We start from the raw sequence: 23693 nt of genomic DNA, 5'->3' as shown, positions 1-23693 counted from the left end.
TTCGTCGTGGTGCGGTGATCGGTGCGGTTCAGCCGTGGCTCACTCGTCCCCGGCGGAGACCATCACCTGGGCGGCGCGCAGCACGCGGCCGTCCCGGACGTAGCCGTTGCGGAACACCTGCACCACGTGGTCGGCGGGGATCTCGGGGTGGGGCTGGCGCATGACGGCCTCGTGGAGCGCGGGGTCGAACTCGACGCCCGCCAGCTCCTCCTGGTCGTGGCGCTGCACGCCGAGGCCCGCGAGGGCGGAGTCGAGCTTCTCGGCGATCTTGGCGAAGGGGCCCTCGGCCAGGTCGCCGGCGGACCGCGCCGCGTCGAGGTCGTCCAGCACGGGGATCAGCGCCAGAACGGCCTTCAGGACGCCCTGGTCCTTCGCGAGGTCCCGGTCGCGGTCGACGCGGCGCTTGTAGTTCACGTACTCGGCCTGCAGGCGGCGCAGGTCCGTCTCCAGCTCGGCCTCGCGGGAGGACCCGGACGGCGCCGCGCCGGCCTCGGCTCCGGCATCGTCGAGGATGCGCGCGGCCTGGGCCAAGGCGTCGCCCTCGTCCTGGGCCGGCGCGTCCTGCGGCTCGGCGTCGGGGGCGGCCTCGCCGCGCGGGCGGCCGGTCTCCGGGTCGATCCGGCGGCGATCCTGGAACGTGAAGGCCTGCTCCTCGGAGCCCTGCTCGCCCGGGGTCCGGTCGTCGTCCGGGCGGTCGGCGGTGTTCTCGCTCATGATGGGTCCTTTCGCTGCGTCGGCGCGCCGTGCGCGCCGGAAGTCTGGGGTGAGAGGCCGGTGGGCCGGTCACGGACGTGCGATCGCCGTGACCGGCCCACCGGTGCTGTCGCGGGCCCCGTCGGGCCGGCGGGCCGCAGGGCTCGCCGGCGCCGACGACGGCGCGGGTGCGTCAGTTCTTCTTCTCGTCGTCCTCGTCGACGACCTCGGCGTCGACGATGTCCTCGTCCTCGGCCTGGGGGGCCTCGGCGCCGGCGTCGGCCTGCTGCTCGGAGCCCTGCTGGGCGTAGAGCGCCTCGCCGATCTTCACCTGGGAGGCCTGGAGCTTCTCGAACGCGGCCTTGACCTCGTCGTCGTTGTCCTGCTTCTCCAGGGCGGCCTTGAGGGCGTCGACGTCGGCCTGGACCTCGGTCTTGACGTCCTCGGGCAGCTTGTCCGCGTTGTCGGCCAGGAGCTTGTCCACGGAGTACGCGGACTGCTCGGCCTGGTTGCGGCGCTCGGCGGCCTCGCGGCGCTTCTTGTCGTCGTCCGCGTGGGCCTCGGCGTCCTTGACCATGCGGTCGATGTCCTCCTTGGACAGCGAGGAGCCGCCCGTGATGGTCATCGACTGCTCGGTGCCGGTGCCCTTGTCCTTCGCGGAGACGTGCACGATGCCGTTCGCGTCGATGTCGAAGGTGACCTCGATCTGGGGCATGCCGCGGGGGGCCGGGGCGATGCCGGTCAGCTCGAAGGTGCCCAGTGCCTTGTTGTCCCGGGTGAACTCGCGCTCGCCCTGGAAGACCTGGATGGACACGGAGGGCTGGTTGTCCTCGGCCGTGGTGAAGGTCTCCGAGCGCTTCGTGGGGATGGCCGTGTTGCGCTCGATGAGCTTGGCCATCACGCCGCCCTTGGTCTCGATGCCCAGCGAGAGGGGGGTCACGTCGATCAGGAGGACGTCCTTGCGCTCGCCGGCGAGCACGCCGGCCTGCACGGAGGCGCCGATCGCGACGACCTCGTCCGGGTTCACGCTCTTGTTCGGCTCCTTGCCGCCCGTGAGCTCCTTCACGAGCTCGGAGACGGCCGGCATGCGGGTGGAGCCGCCCACGAGGACCACGTGGTCGATGTCGGAGACCTTGACGCCGGCCTCCTTGATCACGTCGTTGAAGGGCTTGCGGGTGCGCTCGAGCAGGTCCTTGGTGAGGTCCTGGAACTTGGCGCGGGAGAGGTGCTCGTCCAGGTGCACCGGGCCCTCGGGGGTCACGGAGAGGTACTGGAGCGAGATGTTGGTGGAGGTGGCCGAGGAGAGCTCCTTCTTGGCCTGCTCCGCCGCCTCCTTCAGGCGCTGCAGGGCGATCTTGTCCTTGGACAGGTCCGCGCCCTTGGACTTGGCCTGCTGGAGCAGCCAGTCCACGATCCGCTGGTCCCAGTCGTCGCCGCCGAGGCGGTTGTCGCCCGAGGTGGCGCGCACCTGGATGGTGGCGAAGTCGTCCTCGTCCTTGGCGACCTCGAGCAGGGACACGTCGAAGGTGCCGCCGCCCAGGTCGAAGACGAGGATGAGCTCGTCCTCCTTGCCCTTCTCGAGGCCGTAGGCCAGGGCCGCCGCGGTGGGCTCGTTGATGATGCGCTTGACGTTCAGGCCCGCGATCTCGCCGGCCTCCTTGGTGGCCTGGCGCTCGGCGTCGTTGAAGTACGCCGGGACGGTGATCACCGCGTCGGTGACCTTCTCGCCCAGGTACTCCTCGGCGTCGTGCTTGAGCTTCATTAGCGTGCGGGCCGAGATCTCCTGCGGGGTGTACTTCTTGCCGTCCACCTCGGTGGTCCAGTCCGTGCCCATGTGGCGCTTGACGGACGCGTAGGTGCGCTCGGGGTTGTTGACGGCCTGGCGCTTGGCGACCTCGCCGACCAGGACGTCGCCGCCCTTGGAGAACGCGACGACGGAGGGGGTGGTGCGGGCGCCCTCGGCGTTCGCGATGACGACGGGGTCGCCGCCCTCGAGGACGGCGACGACGGAGTTGGTGGTGCCCAGATCGATTCCGACTGCACGGGACATGGGGTGGTCCTTTCCTGTCTGCGAATGAGGCGGCCGCGTCGCCCTTGGGCCGGACCCGGGGGTCCGAACCGGCCGACGTGAGCCTTCCTGACTCAGGTTGCCACCGTCGGCGACGGCGTGTCAAGGGACGTGAGTCATCCTCACTCATGTTCTGCGGATGTCCGGTTCAACGCGCTCCACGGAGGATTCATTCCCGGGGAGGTCGGACGGGGCTCCTCGCCCTGCCGCGGGCGATCAGGGCTGGCGCCGCCCCCGCGCGGAGTGGTTGATTCAGGCGACGATGCGGCGCCCTCCGGCGCCGCCCGATCGAGACGAAGGAGCACCATCGTGGCCAACGCCAAGAAGAACGACGACGCCGCCTACACCGTTCCCGGCCTGCGCGTGGAGGACGGCCACCGCGTGGCCGAGGTCCTGCAGGGCCGGCTGCACGCCCTCAACGACCTCCAGCTCACCCTGAAGCACGCGCACTGGAACGTGGTGGGCCCGGGCTTCATCGGCGTCCACGAGATGCTCGACCCGCAGATCGAGAAGGTCCGCGCCATGGTGGACGTCGTCGCCGAGCGCATCGCGACCCTGGGCGTCTCCCCCGCCGGCACCCCCGGCGTCCTCGTGGCGGACCGCACGTGGGACGACTACTCGCTGGGCCGCGCGAGCACCCTCGAGCACCTGGCCGCGCTCGACCTGGTGTACGACGGCGTCGTCACCGACCACCGCACCGCCGTCGAGACCGTGGGCGACCTCGACCCGGTGTCCGAGGACATGCTGATCGCCCAGGTGGGCGAGCTCGAGCTGTTCCAGTGGTTCATGCGCTCGTTCCTCACCACCGGCGACGGCGTGCTCCGCCACTCCGGTGCCGCGAGCGAGACCCAGGCGGCCGCGCGCGTGGCCGGCGCCGAGAAGGCCCCCGCAGCGAAGAAGTCCAGCGCCAAGAAGTCCGACGCCAAGGCCTCGGACAATTCGGCCGCGAAGAAGAAGTCCGACAAGAAGTGACGCATCCCTGACCGGCCTGCGCCGGCAGCGCGAGGGCCCCGCCGGATCCGTTCCGGCGGGGCCCCTCCGCGTGCGGGGGCACACCCCTCAGGCGGCTCGTGCCGGCCACCACACGCGGGGGCCGATGTCCCTCACGAGGGCGGGGATCAGCAGCGAGCGCACCACGAGGGTGTCGAGCAGGACGCCGAACGCCACGATGAACGCCAGCTGCACCATGAACATGAGCGGGATGACGGCGAGCGCGGCGAACGTGGCCGCCAGGACGACGCCGGCCGAGGTGATCACGCCGCCCGTCACGGTGAGCGCGCGCAGCACGCCCGCCCGGGTGCCGACGCGCGGGGTCTCCTCGCGGGCGCGGGTCATGAGGAAGATCGTGTAGTCGATCCCCAGCGCCACGAGGAACACGAACCCGTAGAGCGGCACCGTGGGGTCGGCGTCGTCGAAGCCCATCAGGTGCTGGAACACGAGGGTGGAGACGCCCAGCGCCGAGCCGAAGCTGAGCGTCGTGGCGAGCACCAGCAGCACGGGCGCCACCACGGATCGCAGCAGCGCCATCAGGATCAGCAGCACCACGAGCAGCACGAGCGGGATGACGAGGCGGAGGTCCCGCTGGGCGGTCTCGTTGGCGTCGAGGGCCTGCGCGGCCGTCCCGCCCACGAGCACCTCGCCCTCGACGTCGGCCAGGCTCTCCCGCAGGGCGCCCACGGTGCGCTCGGCCTCGAGGGAGTCGGCCGGGTCCGCGAGCGTCGCCGAGACGAGGACGCGGCCGTCGACGACCTTCGGCTCCGCGGGGGCGTCGGGCTGTCCCGCACCGGCGGGCGGACCGGCAGGGGTGCCCGCCGGGGGTCCGGCGGACTGCTCGGCCTCCAGCTCCGCCGAGGCGACGCCCGTGGTCCCGCGCACGATCTCCAGCACGCGGTCCCGCTGCGCCTCAGGCGCGACGATCTCCGCGGGCGAGCCGGAGCCTGCCTCGAAGTGGCGGGAGAGCAGGCCCTGCGCGTCCCGCGCGTCGGACTGCCCGAGCAGCACGTCGGTCTGGGCCACGCCCGAGGCCTGCAGCTGCGTGACGCCGGCGGCGAGCGCGAGGAGGACGGCCGCCGTCGCGATCCAGACGGGGCGCGCGTTCCGGGCGACGAGCGCGGCCACCCGGGTCCACACGCCGTGGTCCTCCTCGAGGCCGGCGATCGGCGCGCCGTCGCGGTCCTCGGGCTGGACGAACCCGCGGCCGCGGGCGGCCCGCTTCTCCCGACGGCGGCGGGCGCTCTCGGGAGAGGGGACGGTGGGCCAGAACGCCGCGCGGCCCATGAGCTGCAGCAGGGCCGGGAGCAGGGTCAGCGCCGCGAGCCACGCGAAGACGATGCCGGACGCGGCGATCGGGCCGAGCGATCGGTTCGAGTTGAGGTCGGAGACCAGCAGGATGAGCAGCGCCGCGGCGACGGTGGCCGCCGAGGCGGTGATCGCCCCGAACGAGCCGCGCACGGCGGCCATCAGGGCTGGGCCGATGCCGTCCCTCTGCAGCAGCTCCTCCCGATGGCGGGCCACGAGGAGCAGGCAGTAGTCCGTCGTCGCGCCGATGACGAGGATGGACAGGATGCCCTGCGACTGCCCGTTGAGCTGGATCCAGTCCGCGCGCGCCATCCAGTACACCGCGAGGATCGCGGCGCACAGCGCGCCCATCGAGGTGAGCAGCACCAGGATCGGCAGGACCACGGAGCGGTAGACGGCCACCAGGATCACGAACACCACGACGAGGGCCACGAGCAGCAGCAGCCCGTCGATCCCGGCGAACGCGCCGCCGAGCTCGGAGGCGAGCCCCGCGGGGCCGCCCACGTGCCAGGTCGCGTCCGCGGCCGGCGTGCCGGCCACGGCGGGCACGCCGCCCGGGTCCGCGAGCACGGCCTCGAGGTCCTCGACGACGTCGGCGGCCTCCCGCGGCGCCTCCTGGCCCGTGCCGATCAGCGCGAGGAACTGCACGGCCTGGCCGTCCTCGCTGGGGATCGGCCCGACGACGCGCTCGACGCCCTCGACCTCGCCGAGCCGTTCCCCGAGCGCCGCGAGGGCGGGGAAGGCCACGGCCGGATCTGACGTGGAGGCCTCCCCCACGATGATCGCGGGGACCGCCGAGCCGTCCCGGAAGCCGGCGGCCGCCTCGGAGGCCAGCGTCGACTCGGCGGTGGCGGGCAGGAACGTGGACTGGTCGTTCGAGGAGACCTCGGAGATCTTCCCGAAGGTCGGGCCGCCGAGGCCCATCGCGGCGAACCACACGAGCGCCAGCGCCACCGCGAGGCCGATCCGCAGGAGCCGGGACGGACGGGCGGCCCGCTCGTCACGGGCGCCGGGGGCGGCGGCAGGGGCGCCCGCGGCGCGCGACGGCTCGGGGCCGGGAGCGTCGGGGGCCGCTGCGGCGGGGGTCCGGTAGGGAGAGAGGTCGGGGAGGCTGCTCACGCGGGACAGCCTAGCAAGATGGTTTGATCATCGAACGATTCGACCCCGCCGGTAGGATCCGGGGGTGACCACCCCCGCGGCCGACCGCCCTGAGCAGCCCCTCGCCCTCCTGGCGAGCCTGCGCGCCTTCTCCGAGGTGGCCGACCGGGCCGCCGACCAGGCGAGCCGCGCCCTCGGCCTGCACCGCACGGACCTGCGCGCCCTCTCGATCCTCATGCGCCGCACGAGCCGCGGCCTCGCGACCACCCCCACGGACCTCGGGCACGGACTGCACCTCACCCGTGCTGCCACGACCTCCGTGATCGACCGTCTCGTCGCCTCGGGGCACGCCCGCCGGGCCCGCTCGGCCACGGACGGACGCCGCGTCATCGTGGAGCCCACGCCCGCGGCCTCGGCGGACGGCTCGGCGGCGTTCGGCCCGATGGCCCGCCGCATCGCCGCCGCGCTCGAGGGCTTCGACGACGCCGAGCTCGCCACCGCCCTGCGCGTGGTGGACGCGGCCACCCGGAGCATCGCCCCGCTCGCCGAGGACGGACCGTGACCTCCCCCGCACCACCGGCAGGCCCCGTGCTCGTCGGCGTGGACGGCCGCTCCGGCGCCGGCAAGACCACCCTCGCGGCCGCCCTCGCGGCGCATCTGTCCCCGTACGCCCGCGTGGCGGTGCTGCACGTGGAGTCCTTCTACGCGGGATGGGACGGCCTGGAGGCGGTGCTCGACCCCGCAGGGCCGTACGTGACGGCGCTGCGGGACCTCGGCGCGGGCCGTGCTGCGCGGTGGCGGGCCTGGGACTGGCACCACGCCCGCCCGGGGGCCGGCCAGCGGCTCGAGCCGGCCGACGTCGTGGTGTGCGAGGGCGTGGGCGCCACGAGCGCCGCAGCCCGGCCCCACCTCACGCTGAGCGTCTGGCTCGAGCTGGACGAGCGGAGGCGCCGCGAGCGCGCCCTGGCCCGCGACGGCGGCGCGTACGCGCCGCACTGGGAGCGCTGGGCCGCGCAGGAGGAGCGCTACCTCGCGGCGCAGGACCCGGCCGGGGCGGCCGACGTGCGGACCTCGATCGGCCCCTGAACCGTGGACCGGGCCCACCGGACCGGCCCCTCGGCGTCACGCGTGGAGCCGCTCCTGCGCCACGAGCTCCACGAGCGCGGCGATCCACTCCTCGGTGATCGGCTCGGCGAACAGCACGCGCATGATCAGCTGCGCCCCCACGGTCTCGGCCAGCATCTCCCGGTCCACGCCCTCCGCGAGCACCGCGGTGCGGAACCGCTCGTGGAGGCTGTGCCGCAGCGGGGCCACGAGCACGCCGTGGATCTGCTGGCTCTGGCTGTCGGCCGTGGCGATCGCGCCCACCAGGGCCTGGGAGAGGTGAGTGGCGCCGCCGCCGTCGATCTCCACCGCCATCGCGCGCAGCCACGTGGCGAGGTCCGCGCGCAGGTCCCCGGTGTCCGGCGGCAGGGGCAGGGGGATGTCCAGGTACCCGGCGCCGACGGCCTCCACGAGCACGTCCACCTTCGTCCTCCACCAGCGGTAGACCGTCTGCTTGCTCACCCCCGCACGGGCCGCGATGCCCTCCATGGTGAGCTTCGCCTGGCCCGCGGGCTCCATGAGCTCGGCGGCGGCGCGCAGCACCGCCTCCCGGGACGCCTGGCTGCGGGGGCGGCCACGTCGGCGCGCGGCCGGGACCGTGGGGTCGTCAGACGTCTCCTGTGCTGCCGCGGCGGTGCCCGCCACGTCGCTGCTCTCCTCCATCCGAACGAGTGTAGTGACGGGTTCACGGGAACGCGGCGTCCTGTTGCGGACGTGCGAGGTCAGGCCGCCGGAGGAGAGCAATCGCACAGTCCCTCGATCACGATGAACGGAGCACGGCGCTCCGCTTACCTGTACGCTGAGCGCAACGCGGCGGCCCTCTGCCCCGCCTCCTCACGCCCCCTCTCGCTCCCTGGAGATCCCCGCCCCATGGCAAAGCTGCTCTACCGGCTCGGCCTCGGCGCCGCTCGCCGACCCATGATCGTGATCCTCGCCTGGGCCCTCGCCCTGGCCCTCGCCGTGGGCGGCTTCCTCGCCTTCGGCGGCACCCTCTCCTCCGCCGTCACCATCCCGGGCACCCCCACGGCCCAGGTCACGGACCGCCTCAAGGAGGAGTTCCCCGACGCCTCGCGCGGCACCGGCCAGGTGGTCTTCGCCACCGAGGACGGCTCCGCGTTCACCCCGGACCAGCGCGATCGGATCGAGCAGCTCCTGAGCACGGTCCGCGACCAGCAGGCCGTGGCCGACGTCGTGGACCCCTTCGACGTGCAGAGGCAGCAGGAGGACGCCCGCACCGCTCTCGAGGACGGTCGGCAGCAGATCGCCGACGGCGAGCAGGGGCTCGCGGACGGCCGCAGCCAGGTCGACGGCGGCCGGGCACGGATCGCCGAGGCGAAGGAGCAGGCCGAGGACGGGCAGGCGAAGCTCGAGGAGTCGGCCCGGCAGCTCGAGGAGGGGCAGGCGACGCTGGACGCCGCGCGCACCGACTTCCAGGAGCGCGGCCTGGCCGCCCTGCCGGAGGACGCCACCGCGCCCCTGCGCGAGGCCGAGCAGAAGCTCGAGGACGGCCGCGCCCGGCTCGAGCAGGGCCGGGCCCAGATCGAGGAGCAGGCGCCGAAGGTGGAGGCCGGCCAGGCCGAGGTCGACGCGAACCGCGAGAAGCTCGACGCCGGCCGTCAGCAGCTGGGCGAGGGCTGGGCCCAGTACGAGGAGGGCAAGGCCGAGCTCGAGGAGCAGCGGGCGCAGCTCGAGGCCGGCCAGGCCCGGCTGGACGCCGCCCGCGAGCAGGCCCTCGCGCAGGGCGAGGCCGCCGGCGTCCCTGCCGAGCAGGTCACTGGGCAGTTCGCCGCGCAGCAGGCCGAGCTGGACGCCGGCGCGGCCCGGATCGAGCGGGCCCAGGCCGAGCTCGACGCCGCCAACGCCGAGCTGAAGGCCCGCGAGGCGGAGGTCCAGTCCGGCCTCGAGCAGCTGAGCGCGGCACAGGCGCAGGTCGACGCCGGCCGTGAGCAGCTCGCCGAGGGCCGCGCCCGGCTGCAGGCGTCCGAGAAGGAGCTCGCCGAGGGTCAGGCCCAGCTCGAGGCCGGCCGCGAGCAGGCCCGCGAGGCCGCCCGCGCCGAGTTCGAGAAGCAGCAGGCCACGATCGACGAGGGCCGCGAGACGCTCGCGCAGGGCAGGGCTGACCTCGAGTCCGGCCGCGAGGAGATCGCGGCCAACGAGCGGAAGCTGGAGCAGGCCGAGGAGGATCTCGCCACGGGCCGTCAGGACCTCGCCGACGCCCGCACCCAGGCCGAGCGCGGCCAGCGCACCGTGGACCTCGTGGAGGGCTACCGCGCCGTCTCCGAGGACGGCTCGACCGCCGTCGGGATCGTCTCCTTCGACCAGCCGTCCATGGACGTGCCCGCGGAGGACAAGAAGGCCATCACGGGCGTCCTGACCGCGGCGGACATCGACGGGGTGCGGGTCCTGCCCTCCCAGCAGCTCAGCCAGACCGTCCCGCAGATCGTGGGGCCGGGCGAGGTCGTGGGCCTCGTGATCGCCGCGATCGTGCTCGTGCTCATGCTCGGCACCTTCGTGGGCGCGGGTCTGCCGCTCGTGAACGCCCTCGTGGGCGTGGGGGTGGGCGCCGCCGGCGCGCTCGCCTTCTCCGGCGTCGTGGAGATGATGTCCGTGACCCCCGTGCTGGGGCTCATGCTCGGCCTGGCGGTCGGGATCGACTACGCGCTGTTCATCGTCAACCGCCACCGGCAGGAGCTGCGCCGCGGCACCCCGCTGCGCGAGTCCATCGCCCTGGCCAACGGCACGTCCGGCAACGCCGTGGTGTTCGCCGGCCTCACCGTGATCATCGCGCTCGTGGCGCTCAACGTCACCGGCATCCCGTTCCTCGGCCTGATGGGCACCGTCGGCGCCGCGTGCGTGCTCGTGGCCGTGCTCGTGGCCATCACCCTGACGCCCGCGCTGCTCTCGCTGGCCGGCACGCGCGTGCTCTCCCGCAAGGAGCGCACCCGCCTGGAGGCCCTCACCCCGTCGGGCGATGGCTCCCACACGGCCCCCCTCACCGGTGCCGACCCCGCCGAGGCCGCCCATGCCGTGCGAGGCGCGCACCGCTCGCCGCAGATGTCCACCCCCGCCGCGGTGGCCACGACCCTGGGCGCGATCGCCCTGCTCGTGGCGGTCTCCATCCCCTTCTTCTCGATGCGCCTGGGCCTGCCGGACGGCGCGTCCGAGCCGGTCGGCTCCGACGCCCAGGTCTCCTACGAGCTCATGGCCGACAAGTTCGGCGAGGGCTACAACGGCCCCCTCGTGGTGACCACGGACCTGCCCGAGGGGCTCTCGGAGGAGCAGGCGACGGACGCCCAGCTCGCCGTCGGCGAGCAGCTCTCGGCACTGGACCACGTCGGCGCGGTGGTGCCGGCGGGCTTCAACGAGGACCGCACCCTGGGCATGCTGCAGCTGCTGCCCGAGGAGGGGCCCAACGCGGTCTCCACCGAGGACCTGGTGCACGAGCTGCGCACGGTGGAGCCCGCGGGCGAGGCCTCGAACCTGGCGGTGGCGGGCATGACCTCCGGGGCGATCGACGTCTCGGAGAAGCTCGCCTCGGCCCTGCCGCTCTACCTCGGCGTGGTGGTGGGGCTGTCCCTGCTCATCATGATCCTGGTGTTCCGCTCCATCCTGGTCCCGCTGATCGCCACCGGCGGCTTCGTCCTCTCGGTGTTCGCGGCCATGGGCGGCGTGGTGGCCATCTACCAGTGGGGCTGGTTGGGCTCGGTGTTCAACGTGCACCATGCGGGCCCGGTCCTGAGCTTCCTGCCGACGATCATGATCGGCGTGCTGTTCGGCCTGGCCATGGACTACCAGCTGTTCATCGCGTCCGGCATGCGTGAGGCCTACGCCCACGGCCAGCCGGCCCGCAGCGCCGTGATGAGCGGCCTGCGCGCCGGCCGGTCCGTGGTGATCGCCGCCGCGATCATCATGATCTCCGTCTTCGGCGGCTTCGTGTTCTCCCACGACGCGATGATCCGGCCCATCGGCTTCGGCCTCGCCTTCGGCGTGCTGCTGGACGCCTTCGTGGTGCGCCTGCTGCTGATGCCCGCGCTGATGCACCTGCTGGGCGAGTCCGCCTGGTGGCTGCCGAGGTGGCTCGAGCGCATCATGCCGGACGTGGACGTGGAGGGCGCCCAGCTCGAGCGCCACGGCAGCTCCCACAGTCCCGCCGACGCCGCGGAGGGCCTCCCTGCTGCGACCGGGGCCGGATCCGAGTCGGGCGGCCTGCACCGCGCCTGAGCCTGCGGGACCGGCACTATCCTGGGGCCATGCCCGCCGACTCGCCCTTCGTCCCTGCCGCCCACGAGCCCGTGCTCGTCCTGCTCGAGCAGGATGCGCACGGGCTCGTCCGTCCCCGGGTCGCGGACCCGGACGTGCCGCACCTGCGCGTCACAGACCAGGGCGTCACGCGGGGCGACGGCCTGTTCGAGACCGCGCTCGCCGTCGCGGACGAGGCCGGGACGCTGCGGATGCGCAAGCTGCGCGCCCACCTCGGCCGGCTCGCCTCCTCTGCCACGGCGCTGCGCCTGCCCGCGCCGGACGCCGCCGCGTGGGAGGCCGCCGTCGACGCCGGCCTGCGCGCCGTCGAGGCGGCGAGCCGCCCCGCGCCCGGCGCGCGGCTCTCCGTCCGGCTCACCGCGACGCGCGGCCCCGAGGCGGCGCCGGGCACGGCGCCGCACCCGACCGCGTGGGTGCTCCTGACCCCGGTGCCCGCCCCCGACGAGGCCGAGCGCCGCGCGGGCGTCCGCGTCCTCCTGCTGGACCGCGGCATCGACTCCACCGCCCCCGAGCACGCCCCCTGGCTGCTCACGGGCGCGAAGACCCTCAGCTACGCCGTGAACATGGCCGCCCTGCGCCACGCGCGCGCCCACGGGGCGGACGACGTGATCTTCACGAGCTCGGACGGCTTCCTCCTCGAAGGTCCCACCTCCACCGTGCTGATCGCGCGGCACGATCCGGACGGCCGGCGCCGCCTCCTCACCCCCCTGCGGCAGAAGGGCATCCTGGCGGGCACCTCCCAGGCGGTGGTCTTCGCGGCCGCGCACGCCGCGGGCTGGCGCCTCGGCTACGGCCCCCTCGTCCCGGCGGACCTCGAGGACGTGGACGGGATCTGGCTCGCCTCCTCCGTGCGGGGCGTGCTCCCCGTGCGCGCGGTGGACGGGCGCGAGACGCCCGTGGACCCCACCCTGACGGCCCGGCTCCAGGCCTGGCTGGACGCCGACGGCGATCCGGGACACCACGTCAGCGGGGACCCGGTCACCTCGGACGCCTGATCCCCCCGCGCTAGGCTGACTCCCGGACCGGTCCCACCCCACGGAAGGCGCACCATGAACACCATCGCCCAGAAGATCCTCTCCACCGGCATCACCCTGGCCGGCGGAGTCATCGGCTCCCGCCTCGTGGCCGGGGGCTGGAAGCTCGCCACCGGGCACGACGCACCGGACGACGCCGCGGACGAGACGCTGCCCCTCGTGGAGGCGCTCTCCTTCGCCTTCATCTCCGCCGGCGTGGCCGCGCTCATCAAGGTGGCCGGACAGCGCGGCGCGGGCACCGCGATCCGCAAGGCCTCCGAGAAGACCGCCCGCCGCGGCGCCAACGAGGTCTGAGACCCCGCGCGACGGGCTCAGCCCGTCGGGCTCCCGCCGCGGTCCGGGCCGTGCGGCGCGTCCTCGCCGCGCTGCGCCGCGGGCGGGCGGCGGGGGCGACGCCGCGGGGCGCCGCCGTCGGCGGCCTCCACGCGGCGGGCCGCCGCGGCCAGGTCGTCGCGGTGCAGCAGCCCGTGCTGGGCGTGCTTGGTGCGGTAGCCCGTGCGCCCCACCAGGTGGGAGGCCACGGGGGCCGTCACCATCTGGGCGACCCACGCCAGCAGCAGGATGGGCGCCCACGCCCACGAGCGCCAGAGCACCGCGAGCCCCAGGAGCATGAGCAGCAGGCCCAGCACCTGGGGCTTGGCGGCCGCGTGCATGCGGGAGAGCAGGTCGGGCAGCACGAACAGGCCCACGCCGGCCACCAGGGAGAAGAAGGCGCCGGCCACGATCAGCAGGGCGGCCAGCCAGTCCAGCAGCAGCAGCGGGTCCGTCATCGGTCTCCCCCCTCGGCGGGCGCGTCTTCCGAGCCCGGGATGTCGGTGGTGCCGGGCACGAGGGAGATCTCCTCCCGCATGTGCTCCGGGCGGCGGTCCTCCACGAAGCGGGCCACGGTCACCGAGCCCACGAAGCCCACCGTGGCGGCCAGCACCACGAGGACGATGTCATGGGTGTGGCGGTGCACGGCCATCTCCAGGACCAGGGCCGAGGAGAGCACCACGAGCAGCACGTCGATGGCGATCGCCCGGTCCAGCAGGGACGGGCCCCGCACGATCCGGTGCAGCGCGGCCACGGCGCCCACGAAGAGCATCGCGCCGCCCCCGTAGGCGGCCACGGTCATCGGGTCGATCATGCGCGCTCCTCCTCCGCCGCGGGCCCGTAGGCGGGATGCCGCCGGTTGCCCGCGATCTCGGCCCGCGGGGGCGCCGAGTCGGGGAAGCGGCGCAGCAGCTCCAGGTCCGTGCGCGAGCCGACCGCCTGGATGATCCCGGCCTCCACGCGCAGGGCCTTGGCGCGGACCGCGGCGATCTCCTCGTCCGTCGTCACGTTCAGGCAGTGCAGGTACAGGATGGCGTCGGCGCGGTCCACGTCCAGCACGATCGAGCCGGGCACCAGGGCCAGGGCGTGGCTGACGAGGGTGATCAGGAGGTCGTCGTGGCTGCGCAGCCGAACGCCCACGATCGAGCTGTGCACCCGCCTGCCCCGCGTGAGCACGACGGCGGACACCGAGAGCGAGGAGCGCACCACGTCCGCGAGGAAGCGGCCGGTGAACACGAGCGCGTGCCAGGGGCTGAACCGGCGGCTGAACGGGATCGCGGGCATGGGGAACACCACGATCACCAGCGCGGCGAAGAGGAGTCCCGGCAGCAGCACGTGCAGGCCGAAGTCCTGCCACAATGCTCCCCACACCAGGGTGAGGACGAGGGCGAGGGGCCACTGGCCCAGCACGGCACGGAAACTGCCGGGCCGGGGCGCCGCGCGGGCGGAGCCCCGGCCCGCGGGAACGGCCGGGTCCGCGGGAACGGCCGGGTCCGCGGTCTCCTCCCGGTCCCGCGACGGCGCCGTGCGCGGTGCCGGCGGGCGAGGGTCAGCGGTGGGCATCGTGCACCTCCGTCGGGTCGTTGCGCAGGCTCTCCGCGGCGCGCTCCGCGGCGTCCTCGCCCAGCACGGCGCCGATGTAGGGCGTGCGCTCCAACATGTCCGTGGCGGCGCGGTCCGCGAGGCCGTAGAGGGGTCCCGCGAGCACGGTGAACGCGACGCTGAGGGCCACGATCGCCGCGGTGGGGACGACGAGGCCGGCGCTGAGGCGCTTGGGCCGCTCCCCCCGCTCGAGGACGCGCTGGTACGCGGCCACGAGCTGGGCCGGCGGATGCTCCACGTCCTCCACCCTGCGCCAGAACGCGCGGGTCCACACGCGCACCATGACCAGCAGCGTGAGGAGCGAGGCCAGGACGGAGACGATCACGAGCGTGTACGCGAGCGGTGCGCCCTGCTCCACGCCGCCGCGCAGCAGGCCCACCTTGCCGAGGAACCCGGAGAACGGCGGGATGCCGCCCAGGTTGAGGGCGGGGATGAGGAAAAGCAGGCCCACGAGCGGGGAGACGCGGGCGAGGGAGCCGAGGCGGTCGATGTTGGCCGTGCCGGCCCGGTTCTCGATGAGCCCGGTGACGAGGAACAGCGCGCTCTGCACCGTGATGTGGTGCGCCACGTAGAACACGGTCGCCGCCAGGCCCAGCTGGGTGGCCAGCCCGAGGCCGAAGATCATGTAGCCGATGTGGGAGACCAGGATGAAGGAGAGGATGCGCTTGATGTCCGTCTGCGCGAGGGCCCCGAGGATGCCCACGATCATGGTCAGCCCCGCGACCACCAGCAGGAGATCGTTCACGTGCTCCCCGGGGAACAGGAGGGTCTCCGTGCGGATCATGGCGTACACGCCGACCTTGGTGAGCAGTCCCGCGAACACGGCGGTGACCGGTGCCGGAGCCGTGGGGTAGGAGTCCGGCAGCCAGAAGGAGAGGGGGAACACGGCGGCCTTGATCGCGAAGCCCACGAGGAGCATCACGTGGAGCACCATCTGCATGTCGCTCGGCAGCTCGCCGAGCTTCACCGCCAGGTCCGCCATGTTCACCGTCCCCGTGGCCGCGTAGATCATGGCGATCGCGATGAGGAACAGCACGGAGGAGACGACGGAGACCACCACGTAGGTGACGCCCGCGCGCATCCGCTGCGCCGTGCCGCCGAGCGTGAGCAGCACGTAGGACGCGGTCAGGAGGATCTCGAAGCCCACGTAGAGGTTGAAGAGGTCGCCGGCGAGGAACGCGTTGGACACGCCGGCCACGAGGATCAGGTACGTGGGGTGGAAGATCGAGACGGGCCCGCCCTCGTCGCGGCTGATGAGGCCCTGCGCCGAGGCGTACAGGAGCACCGCGAGGGTGATGATCGTGGAGACGAGGAGCATCAGCGCGGAGAGCCGGTCCACCACGAGCACGACGCCGAGCGGTGCGGGCCACCCGGCCAGCTCCACCACCGCCACGCCCGCCTCCCACACCGCGGCGAGCAGGGCCGCGTTCAGCACGAGCGTGAGGAAGAGCGCGAGGACGGTGACGCTCACCTGGGCCCGGGGCCGGCCCACGAGGGTGAACGTGACGGCGGCCCCGAGCACCGGCAGCATGACGGCCAGCGGGGCGAGGTCGGTGAGGGGCACGGAGCCGATCGTCATGGGCGCTCGCCCTCCTGGTCCTGGGGCCGGCCGCGACGCTTCCGTGCCGACGGGGCGGTGCGTGCCGCCGCGGCCGGGCGGACGGACCGCCGCTCCGGTGCGCGGGGCGCGTCCGGGGTCGCGTGCTCGTAGTGCGCGTTCGGGTCCGCGGCGTCGTCGATGAACTCGGAGGACTCCTCCACGAGCACCGAGTCGTCCTCGACGTCCCACGCGGGCTGGCTGGCGATCTTGACGTCCTCCGCGTCCACCTGGATCAGGTCCTCGCGGCTGATGAGCCAGGAGCGGTAGATCATGGCGGTGAGGAAGGCGCTCGTGGCGAAGCCGATGACGATCGCGGTGAGGATGAGGGCCTGCGGGAGGGTGTCCGCGTAGGCCCGGGGGTCCGTGCCCTCGATCCGCAGGGGCGCCTGCCCCACTCCGCCCGCGCTCGCGAAGAGCAGGAGGATCGCGGCGTTGTTGATGAGCATGATGCCCAGCAGGATGCGGGTGAGGTTGCGCTCCAGCACGAGGTAGATCCCGCACGTGAACATCACGCCCATCGCGGCCAGCAGGGCCAGGTCCACGGTCGTCATCGGGCGGCCTCCTGGCCGGTCGGAGTGGACGGAGTGGGCAGGCGGGGGTGCCGGCGGCGCTCCGCGGCGCGGCGGCGGGCCCGGCGGGCCGCCTCTCCGCGCCGGTCCACCTCGCCGCCGAGGGAGCGCAGCACGTCCATGACCAGGCCCACCACCACGAGGTAGACGCCCACGTCGAACGCGGTGGCCGAGACGAACTTGAGGTGGTCCCCGAACAGGGGCAGGCCGTGGAGCTCGAGGGCGTAGGACTGCAGGATCTGGCCGCCGAAGAAGACGGGGGCGATGCCGACGAGCGTGGCCAGGCCCAGGCCGAGGCCGAGCATCGCGCCGGCGGGGATCAGCGAGGCCTCCTGGAGCTCGAACCGCCCCCCCGCGAGGTACCGCAGGGTCAGCGCCAGCCCGGCCAGGAGGGCGCCGGCGAAGCCGCCGCCCGGGGTGTTGTGCCCCGCCAGGAGGAGGTAGAGGGACATGAGCATCATGATCGGGAACATGAAGCGCGTGACCACCTCGAGGATGATCGAGCGCCGCTCGGGCGCCATGGTGCGCCCCGCCACGAGCCACTGGTTGTTCGTGTCGTCCACCGCGAAGGCGCGGACCACGGTGAGCTCCCGGGCGCCGAGAGCGGAGTCGGCGCCGAAGTCGCCCACGCTCCCGGAGCGGACGTCGGCGATGTCCTTGCCGGGGCCGTCGCGGTGCTGCAGGAAGACGAGGGAGGCCACGCCCGTGGCGGCCGCGGCGAGCACGGTGATCTCCCCCCACGTGTCCCACGCGCGGATGTCCACCAGCGTCACGTTGACGGCGTTGGTGCCGTAGCCGAACTCGTAGGCGAGGTCCGGCATGGGCACGGAGATCCGCTCCGCGGTGCGGGCGGCCAGGGACGTGGCCGCGACCCACACCATGACCGCGGAGAAGGACAGGGCCAGCAGCAGGCGGGTCAGCCTGCGGTTGCCCTCGCGTCGGGCGAGCCACTCCGGCGGGAGGACGCGCAGGCCGAAGATGAGGGTGACGAGGACGACCGACTCCACGAGCACCTGCGTGATGGCCAGGTCCGGGGCGCCGCGCATGGCGAAGAGGGCGGCCGCCCCGTAGCCCGTGACGGACACGAGCATGACCGCCATGAAGCGGCGGTGGGCGCGGACGGTCGCCACGGCCGCCACGCACAGCAGGACCGCCACGCCCAGCTGGGCCGGCGACTCCGCGAGGACGATCCGGGCGTCGAGGAACGAGGTGGCCAGGACGCGATCGGAGTCCCCCACCGGCAGGAGCAGGAACCCCAGGGGCAGGACGGACGCGCACGCGAACATGATGGCCAGGTAGCGGCGCAGCGAGCCGGTCTGGGTGCGGCCGGTGACCCACACGGCGACCTCGTCGAGGACGCCGATGAGCCGGCCGTAGGTCCGGGCGGCGTCCACGGGGGACTGCAGGCGGGCCTGGAGGGCCTGGACGGGGCGGCGGGTCCACGCCAGCAGGGCGCCCAGAGCCCAGATGCCCGCCGAGACCGCCAGGATCGGGGTGAAGCCGTGCCACAGTGCGAGGTGCGCGGGCTTCTCACCGGGCGACGCCGGCGCCAGTCCGTGCGTGGCCGCCTCCACGAGCGGCGCCACGCTGCCCGGCACGAGCCCGAGGACCAGGCACGCCACCGCGAGCACGGCGGCGGGTCCGAGCTGCAGCGCCGTGACGGGCGAGTGGAACTCGGTGACGGGGCGGGGCCCGCCGACGCCGGGCTCCTTCGCGTCCCGTGGGTCGCGCCGCCCGAACGCGCCCCACACGAACCGCCACGTGTACGCGAACGTGAGCACGGAGCCGACCGCCATGAGCACGAACGGGGCCCAGGCCCAGGCCCCGGCCCCGTGCTCCCCGTGGGCGGCCAGGGTCTCCAGCACGGACTCCTTGGCCACGAAGCCGAACAGTGGCGGCAGGCCGGCCATGGAGGCCGCCGCCAGCACGGCGACGCCGGCCAGCACCGGGTGGCGGCGGCCGATGCCGGAGAGCTCGCGCAGGTCGCGGGTGCCGGCTTCGTGGTCGATCACGCCCACCACCATGAACAGCGGGGCCTTGAAGATCGCGTGGGCCAGGAGCATCGCCAGGCCCGCCATCGCGGCGTCGCGGGTGCCCAGGCCGTTGGCCACCATGAGGAAGCCGAGCTGCGAGACGGTGCCGTAGGCCAGGATGAGCTTGATGTCGTCCTGGCGCATCGCCCGCCAGCCGCCCAGGAGAAGGGTGGCCAGGCCCACGCCGAGCACGAGCGTCTGCCAGGAGACGAGGGTGGCGAAGGCGGGTGCCAGGCGGGCCACGAGGAAGACGCCGGCCTTCACCATGGCGGCCGCGTGCAGGTACGCGGACACGGGGGTCGGGGCGGCCATGGCGGCCGGCAGCCAGAAGTGGAACGGCGCCTGGGCCGACTTGGTGAGGGCACCGAGCAGCACGAGCGCGACGGCGGCCTCCAGCATCCCGCGCACCGCGGCGTCCGCCACGAGGGCCGGCGCCGCGGCCAGCACGCCGGAGACCCGCCACGAGCCGGAGAGGTGGGCGAGCATGACGAGGCCCACCAGCATGGCCAGGCCGCCGAAGGTGGTGACGATCAGGGCCTGGATGGCGGAGCGGCGGGCGAAGATCCGGTGGCCCGAGTAGCCGATCAGCAGGAAGGACAGGACGGAGGTGATCTCCCAGAAGGTGTAGAGCACCATGAGGTCGTCCGTGGTGACGAGGCCGAACATCGCGCCCGCGAACGCGAGCAGCTGCCCGCCGAAGACGCCGCTGCGCCGCTCGTCAGGGGCGAAGTAGCGGGCGCAGTACGCGAGCACGAGGGCGCCCACGCCCAGCACGATGAGCGACATGAAGGCGGCGAGCGCGTCCAGGCGGAAGGCCAGGTCGATGTCCAGGTAGGGCACCCACGGCACCGTGCGCTCCAGGTGCGCCGCCTCGGCGGGCGCGGGGGCGCCGGCGTCGAGGGCCTCCTGCAGGGCGAGCACGTGCGGCAGCTGCGCGAGGACCCAGAGGAATCCCGCGGCCGGGACGGCGGCGAGGAGGTAGAAGCCCTGCCGGCCCGTCCACCGGAAGATCGCGGGAGCACAGAGCGCAACGGCGAACAGGACGATGAGGGTCAGCAGCATGGGATCCCCGGGGCAGACGGGCGGTGGAGGGCTGTGGCCACTTTACGGGATCGGGCCGCGTCGGGCGGGACGGGCTCAGTCGGCGGCGGGGGCCGCGGCGCCCGACTCGGCCGCGCCCGGCTCTGCGACCCCGGCGAACAGGGCGGCGCCCGCCACGAGCACGATCCCGATCATGGGGATCACGGCGCGGTTGTCCGGCTGGACGGCGAGGGCCACGGAGACGAGCGCCGGGGTGATGAACCCGACGGCGCGGCCCGTCGTCGCGTAGAGGCCGAACACCTCCCCCGCCGTGCGCGGGGTGGTCACGCGGCCGAGGAACGCGCGCGAGGCGGACTGGACCGGGCCGACGAAGAGGCACAGCACGAGGCCGCCGATCCAGAACGCCGTGGTCCCCGAGGCGAGGAACAGCGCCGCCGCCGTGAGGACCATGGCGAGGAGGGAGCCCAGGATCACGCGGCGCGGGCCGATGCGGTCGTCGAGCCGCCCGCCCGCGAAGGCGCCGAGCGCGGCCACCACGTTCGCCACGATCGCGAACAGGATGACGTCCGCGGGGTCGAGCCCGTACACCGTGGTGCCCAGGATCGCGCCGTACACGAACACGGCGCCCACGCCGTCGCGGAACACCGCGGAGGCCACGAGGAACCGCAGCGTGTTGCGGTCCTCGCGCCACATGCGGGCCAGGGTGCGGCCCAGCCCGGCGTACGAGCCGAGGATCGTCTCCCGGCGCGGACGTCCGTCCGCGGCACGGGCCGGCGGCGGGTCCGGGACGACGACGAGCACCGGGACCGCGAAGACGAGGAACCATGCCGCGGCGACGAGCGCGACCACGCGGATGTTGAGCGCCTCGTCCTCGCCCACGCCGAACCAGTGGGCGTCCCCGGAGACGAAGCCGAGGTAGACGATCAGCAGCAGCACGATCCCGCCGAGGTAGCCCGCGCCCCAGCCGATGCCGGAGACCCGTCCGATCGTGGCGGGCGTGGAGATCTGCACGAGGATCGCGTTGATCTGCACCTCGGCGAACTCGAAGAACACGGTGCCCAGCGCGATCAGGGTGACGCCCAGCAGCAGGGAGGACTCGTGCGGGGTGACGAAGAAGCAGGCCGCGGTGCACGCGATCACCGCGGCGGTGGTGAGCCCCAGCCACAGGCGACGGCGGCCGGCGCCGTCCGCCTGCCGGCCCAGCACGGGCGCGGTGAGGGCGATCAGCACGCCCGCCAGCGCCATCGCGGCGGAGAGCCACGCCGTGCCCCGCTCGTCCGCCCCGAACGCGTCCGAGGCCAGGTACGTGCCGAACACGAAGGTGACCATGACGGCGTTGAAGGAGGCCGAGCCCCAGTCCCACGCCGCCCACGCGAGGACCTGGCCGCGCCGGGCGACGGGGGCGGGGGCCGGCGTCGTGGCCATCTCAGCGCTCGATGCGGGTGATGTGGAAGTTCTGGAAGGAGCGGGAGGCCGTGGGGCCGCGCTGTCCCTGGTACCGGTTCTGGTAGGCGCCCGCGCCGTACGGCGTCTGCGCCGGGGAGCTCATGCGGAAGAAGCACAGCTGGCCGATCTTCATGCCCGGCCACAGCGTGATGGGCAGGGTGGCCACGTTGGAGAGCTCGAGCGTGACGTGGCCCGTGAAGCCGGGGTCGATGAACCCGGCGGTCGAATGGGTCAGCAGGCCCAGCCGCCCGAGCGAGGACTTGCCCTCGAGGCGCGCGGCGACGTCGTCGGGGAGCGTGACCTGCTCATAGGTGGCACCGAGCACGAACTCGCCCGGGTGCAGGATGAAGGGCTCGTCCGGGGCCGTCTCCACGAGGCGGGTCAGCTCGTCCTGCTCCTGCGCGGGGTCGATGTGCGCGTAGCGGTGGTTGTCGAAGAGGCGGAAGAAGCGGTCCAGGCGGACGTCCACGGACGCAGGCTGGACCATCGAGGGGTCCAGCGGGTCCAGGCCGACCCGGCCGGCCTCGAGCTCGGCGCGGATGTCGCGGTCGGAGAGCAGCACGGCGCCAGTGTATCCGGCGCTACAGTGTGCGCCATGAGCATGCACGAGACCGCCCTGCCGGGCATCGGCGTCCGCCGCGAGCTCGACCTCGCGGACGGCCGGCGGATCGGCGTCGTGATCCACCGCGACGGCACCACCGACCTCTTCCTCGCCGACGCGGACGACCCGGACGCGTGCGCCGCGGCCGTCGCCCTCTCCTCGAGCGAGGCAGCGAGCCTCGGCGGGCTCCTGGCCGGGCCGCAGCTCGTCTCCCAGTTGGAGGGCGAGCACGCGGACCTGCCCGGCATCACCACGCGCCAGCTCATCCTCCCGGCTGACTCCCCCTACGCGGACGCCGAGCTCGGCGCCACGAAGATGCGCACCCGCACGGGCGTGTCCATCGTCGCCGTCGTGCGGGCCGGGCAGACCCACCCCTCCCCCGGCCCCGACTTCCTGCTCGAGGGCGGGGACCTGCTGATCGTCGTGGGGACGAGCGAGGGCACCCGGACGGCCGAACGCCTGCTCGACGCCTGACCCGCCCCGCCGGACGAGCCCCCGAACGGGGCCCGCCCCGCGCACGCCGACCCCGGAGAGGAGCGCCCATGGACACCACCGTCCTCGCGCTCATCGAGCTCGGCGCGGTCCTGCTGCTGCTGGGCATGCTCGGGCGCCTGGCCGGGCGGATCGGCATGTCCCCCGTGCCGCTCTACCTGCTCGGCGGGCTGCTCATCGGCGTCGCCGGGCTGCTGTTCCCCACCGTGGACGAGGCCGGGGTGGTGCACGGCCCCATGGAGCCGATCGCCGAGTTCAGCCACCTGGCCAGCGAGATCGGCGTGGTGCTCCTCCTGCTCATGCTGGGCCTGGAGTACTCCGCCCGCGAGCTCGTGGGGGGGCTGCGCGGCTCCTGGAAGGCCGGCGTGCTCGACGTGGTCCTCAACGTCACCCCCGGCGCGCTCGCCGGCCTCCTGCTCGGCTGGGGTGCCGTGGGCGCGGTGGTGCTGGGCGGCATCACGTTCATCTCCTCCTCCGGCATCATCGCGAAGGTGCTCGGCGACCTGGGGCGTGTGGGCAACCGCGAGACCCCCGTGATGCTCTCCATCCTCGTGTTCGAGGACCTCGCCATGGCCGTCTACCTGCCGCTCATGACGGCCCTCGTGGCCGGCAGCGCCCTCATGGCCGGGCTCACGGCGGTGGGCGTCGCCCTGGTGGTGGTCACCGTGGTCCTGCTCGCCGCCCTGCGGTTCGGCCCGCAGATCTCCCGGCTCGTCCAGTCCCCGGACCAGGAGGCGTTCCTGCTCAAGCTCCTCGGTCTCGCCCTGCTCGTGGCCGGCCTCGCGGGGGCGCTCCAGGTGTCCGCCGGCGTGGGCGCGTTCCTGTTGGGCATCGCGATCTCCGGGGCCGCGGCCAAGCAGGCCCGCTCCGTGCTCGAGCCGCTGCGGGACCTCTTCGCCGCCCTCTTCTTCGTGCTCTTCGGGATGAACACGGACCCGCGCGCCCTGCCGCCCGTGCTGCTGGGCGCGCTCGCCCTCGCCGTCGTCACGGCCGCCACGAAGGTGGCCACGGGCTACCTCGCGGCGCGCGCGGCGGGCATCGGCGTCGCCGGCCGCTGGCGGGCGGGCGCCACGCTGACCATCCGCGGCGAGTTCTCCATCGTCATCGCGGGCCTGGCCGTGGCCTCCGGGTCCATGCCGCCCGAGGTGTCGGCGTTCGCCACGGCCTACGTGCTCCTCCTCGCCGTGGCAGGGCCCGTGCTGGCCCGCTACGCGGACGGCTTCGGCCGCTCCCGCGCGAAGCGGGCGAGGGAGCGGGCCGCCGCTGCCGGCCGGGGGCACGCGACGGCCTGAGTGCGGGCGCTGGTGTAGGGTGGTGTCCGCGCCGCAGGCGAGAGCCGAGCGGTTGCGCGGGCGTAGCTCAATGGTAGAGCGCTTGCTTCCCAAGCAAGATACGCGGGTTCGATTCCCGTCGCCCGCTCCACCGAAGGGGCCGGATCCACC

The 23693-nt window shown here is 73.8% G+C and carries 20 protein-coding genes and 1 tRNA gene; 9 read left to right on the top strand and 12 right to left on the bottom strand.

From position 1 onward, the window contains the following. Positions 1-39 precede the first annotated feature (39 nt). Together NJC10_RS03280 and dnaK are read right to left on the bottom strand one after the other, a co-directional pair. Entirely contained in the window at positions 40-714 is a 675-nt protein-coding gene (locus NJC10_RS03280) for a nucleotide exchange factor GrpE (protein WP_319074557.1), read from the bottom strand. Between the two features lie 172 nt (positions 715-886). Beyond that, a complete protein-coding gene (gene dnaK / locus NJC10_RS03275) occupies positions 887-2743 on the bottom strand; it encodes a molecular chaperone DnaK (protein ID WP_319074556.1) in 1857 nt (618 codons plus the stop codon). A gap of 327 nt (positions 2744-3070) precedes the next feature. On the opposite strand from dnaK, the gene NJC10_RS03270 reads away from it, so the two are divergent. Further along, the gene (locus tag NJC10_RS03270) at positions 3071-3733 is read left to right on the top strand and encodes a Dps family protein (protein ID WP_319074555.1); all 663 of its coding nucleotides are present in this window, start codon (positions 3071-3073) and stop codon (positions 3731-3733) included. A gap of 87 nt (positions 3734-3820) precedes the next feature. On the opposite strand, the gene NJC10_RS03265 is transcribed toward NJC10_RS03270, so the two are convergent. Then, positions 3821-6178 (bottom strand): MMPL family transporter, encoded by a 2358-nt coding sequence (locus NJC10_RS03265; RefSeq protein WP_319074554.1) that lies wholly within the window; start codon positions 6176-6178, stop codon positions 3821-3823. Between the two features lie 64 nt (positions 6179-6242). Here NJC10_RS03265 and NJC10_RS03260 point away from each other — a divergent pair, with 64 nt between their 5' ends. Then, positions 6243-6719: a MarR family winged helix-turn-helix transcriptional regulator gene (locus NJC10_RS03260; protein WP_248116322.1), complete on the top strand. Its 477-nt coding sequence runs from the start codon at positions 6243-6245 to the stop codon at positions 6717-6719. Further along, entirely contained in the window at positions 6716-7243 is a 528-nt protein-coding gene (locus NJC10_RS03255; RefSeq protein WP_248116320.1) for a hypothetical protein, read from the top strand. Before NJC10_RS03260 ends, NJC10_RS03255 begins: the two co-directional genes overlap by 4 nt. 36 nt (positions 7244-7279) lie before the next feature. Here NJC10_RS03255 and NJC10_RS03250 read toward each other — a convergent pair whose 3' ends face one another. Further along, a complete protein-coding gene (locus NJC10_RS03250; protein ID WP_248116318.1) occupies positions 7280-7924 on the bottom strand; it encodes a TetR/AcrR family transcriptional regulator in 645 nt (214 codons plus the stop codon). A gap of 207 nt (positions 7925-8131) precedes the next feature. Here NJC10_RS03250 and NJC10_RS03245 point away from each other — a divergent pair, with 207 nt between their 5' ends. From NJC10_RS03245 to NJC10_RS03235, 3 genes are read left to right on the top strand one after another with little or no spacing between them, the layout of a single operon-like run. Continuing rightward, positions 8132-11482 carry an MMPL family transporter gene (locus tag NJC10_RS03245; RefSeq protein ID WP_319074553.1) on the top strand — a complete coding sequence of 1117 codons (3351 nt, stop codon included), beginning with the start codon at positions 8132-8134 and terminating at the stop codon, positions 11480-11482. Between the two features lie 29 nt (positions 11483-11511). Next, complete coding sequence (locus tag NJC10_RS03240; protein WP_319074551.1) at positions 11512-12516, top strand: aminotransferase class IV; 1005 nt, start codon at positions 11512-11514, stop codon at positions 12514-12516. A 54-nt stretch (positions 12517-12570) separates the two neighbouring features. Next, positions 12571-12849 carry a DUF4235 domain-containing protein gene (locus NJC10_RS03235; protein ID WP_248116311.1) on the top strand — a complete coding sequence of 93 codons (279 nt, stop codon included), beginning with the start codon at positions 12571-12573 and terminating at the stop codon, positions 12847-12849. A gap of 17 nt (positions 12850-12866) precedes the next feature. On the opposite strand, the gene mnhG is transcribed toward NJC10_RS03235, so the two are convergent. The 8 genes from mnhG to dcd form a co-directional block, all read right to left on the bottom strand. Then, positions 12867-13325: a monovalent cation/H(+) antiporter subunit G gene (gene mnhG, locus NJC10_RS03230; protein WP_319074549.1), complete on the bottom strand. Its 459-nt coding sequence runs from the start codon at positions 13323-13325 to the stop codon at positions 12867-12869. After that, entirely contained in the window at positions 13322-13681 is a 360-nt protein-coding gene (locus NJC10_RS03225) for a monovalent cation/H+ antiporter complex subunit F (protein WP_298712486.1), read from the bottom strand. The genes mnhG and NJC10_RS03225 overlap by 4 nt, the downstream gene beginning before the upstream one ends. After that, entirely contained in the window at positions 13678-14430 is a 753-nt protein-coding gene (locus NJC10_RS03220) for a Na+/H+ antiporter subunit E (RefSeq protein WP_319074547.1), read from the bottom strand. The genes NJC10_RS03225 and NJC10_RS03220 overlap by 4 nt, the downstream gene beginning before the upstream one ends. After that, complete coding sequence (locus NJC10_RS03215) at positions 14417-16048, bottom strand: Na+/H+ antiporter subunit D (RefSeq protein WP_248116304.1); 1632 nt, start codon at positions 16046-16048, stop codon at positions 14417-14419. Before NJC10_RS03215 ends, NJC10_RS03220 begins: the two co-directional genes overlap by 14 nt. After that, positions 16045-16620 carry a sodium:proton antiporter gene (locus NJC10_RS03210; RefSeq protein ID WP_248116302.1) on the bottom strand — a complete coding sequence of 192 codons (576 nt, stop codon included), beginning with the start codon at positions 16618-16620 and terminating at the stop codon, positions 16045-16047. Before NJC10_RS03210 ends, NJC10_RS03215 begins: the two co-directional genes overlap by 4 nt. Then, positions 16617-19733, bottom strand: coding sequence for a Na+/H+ antiporter subunit A (locus NJC10_RS03205; RefSeq protein ID WP_319074544.1), 3117 nt, complete (start codon positions 19731-19733; stop codon positions 16617-16619). The genes NJC10_RS03210 and NJC10_RS03205 overlap by 4 nt, the downstream gene beginning before the upstream one ends. Before the next feature lie 75 nt (positions 19734-19808). Beyond that, positions 19809-21137, bottom strand: a complete 1329-nt coding sequence (locus NJC10_RS03200; RefSeq protein ID WP_319074543.1) for an MFS transporter — start codon at positions 21135-21137, stop codon at positions 19809-19811. A gap of 1 nt (position 21138) precedes the next feature. After that, the gene (gene dcd / locus NJC10_RS03195; RefSeq protein WP_248116297.1) at positions 21139-21720 is read right to left on the bottom strand and encodes a dCTP deaminase; all 582 of its coding nucleotides are present in this window, start codon (positions 21718-21720) and stop codon (positions 21139-21141) included. Between the two features lie 33 nt (positions 21721-21753). Between dcd and NJC10_RS03190 the strand changes: the two genes are divergently transcribed. The 3 genes from NJC10_RS03190 to NJC10_RS03180 all read left to right on the top strand — a co-directional run bounded on the left by NJC10_RS03190 (position 21754) and on the right by NJC10_RS03180 (position 23673). Then, positions 21754-22233: a cation:proton antiporter regulatory subunit gene (locus NJC10_RS03190; protein WP_248116295.1), complete on the top strand. Its 480-nt coding sequence runs from the start codon at positions 21754-21756 to the stop codon at positions 22231-22233. 68 nt (positions 22234-22301) lie between these two features. Beyond that, entirely contained in the window at positions 22302-23543 is a 1242-nt protein-coding gene (locus NJC10_RS03185; RefSeq protein WP_319074541.1) for a cation:proton antiporter, read from the top strand. Positions 23544-23599: 56 nt separating this feature from the next. Beyond that, positions 23600-23673 (top strand) — tRNA-Gly (locus tag NJC10_RS03180). Positions 23674-23693 lie beyond the last annotated feature (20 nt).

The organism is Micrococcus sp. M4NT, from assembly GCF_033790745.1.
Lineage (GTDB): Bacteria > Actinomycetota > Actinomycetes > Actinomycetales > Micrococcaceae > Micrococcus.
Note: the sequence above shows the minus strand (reverse complement) of the source record. Positions and strands in the feature narration are given on the sequence as shown.

Coding starts and splice junctions, on each gene's coding strand:
- NJC10_RS03190 (WP_248116295.1), top strand. CDS start 21,754: ATGAGCATGCACGAGACCGCCCTGCCGGGCATCGGCGTCCGCCGCGAG.
- NJC10_RS03225 (WP_298712486.1), bottom strand. CDS start 13,681: ATGATCGACCCGATGACCGTGGCCGCCTACGGGGGCGGCGCGATGCTC.
- NJC10_RS03200 (WP_319074543.1), bottom strand. CDS start 21,137: ATGGCCACGACGCCGGCCCCCGCCCCCGTCGCCCGGCGCGGCCAGGTC.
- NJC10_RS03215 (WP_248116304.1), bottom strand. CDS start 16,048: ATGACGATCGGCTCCGTGCCCCTCACCGACCTCGCCCCGCTGGCCGTC.
- NJC10_RS03185 (WP_319074541.1), top strand. CDS start 22,302: ATGGACACCACCGTCCTCGCGCTCATCGAGCTCGGCGCGGTCCTGCTG.
- dnaK (WP_319074556.1), bottom strand. CDS start 2,743: ATGTCCCGTGCAGTCGGAATCGATCTGGGCACCACCAACTCCGTCGTC.
- mnhG (WP_319074549.1), bottom strand. CDS start 13,325: ATGACGGACCCGCTGCTGCTGCTGGACTGGCTGGCCGCCCTGCTGATC.
- NJC10_RS03205 (WP_319074544.1), bottom strand. CDS start 19,733: ATGCTGCTGACCCTCATCGTCCTGTTCGCCGTTGCGCTCTGTGCTCCC.
- NJC10_RS03240 (WP_319074551.1), top strand. CDS start 11,512: ATGCCCGCCGACTCGCCCTTCGTCCCTGCCGCCCACGAGCCCGTGCTC.
- NJC10_RS03210 (WP_248116302.1), bottom strand. CDS start 16,620: ATGACGACCGTGGACCTGGCCCTGCTGGCCGCGATGGGCGTGATGTTC.
- NJC10_RS03280 (WP_319074557.1), bottom strand. CDS start 714: ATGAGCGAGAACACCGCCGACCGCCCGGACGACGACCGGACCCCGGGC.
- NJC10_RS03235 (WP_248116311.1), top strand. CDS start 12,571: ATGAACACCATCGCCCAGAAGATCCTCTCCACCGGCATCACCCTGGCC.
- NJC10_RS03250 (WP_248116318.1), bottom strand. CDS start 7,924: ATGGAGGAGAGCAGCGACGTGGCGGGCACCGCCGCGGCAGCACAGGAG.
- NJC10_RS03220 (WP_319074547.1), bottom strand. CDS start 14,430: ATGCCCACCGCTGACCCTCGCCCGCCGGCACCGCGCACGGCGCCGTCG.
- NJC10_RS03245 (WP_319074553.1), top strand. CDS start 8,132: ATGGCAAAGCTGCTCTACCGGCTCGGCCTCGGCGCCGCTCGCCGACCC.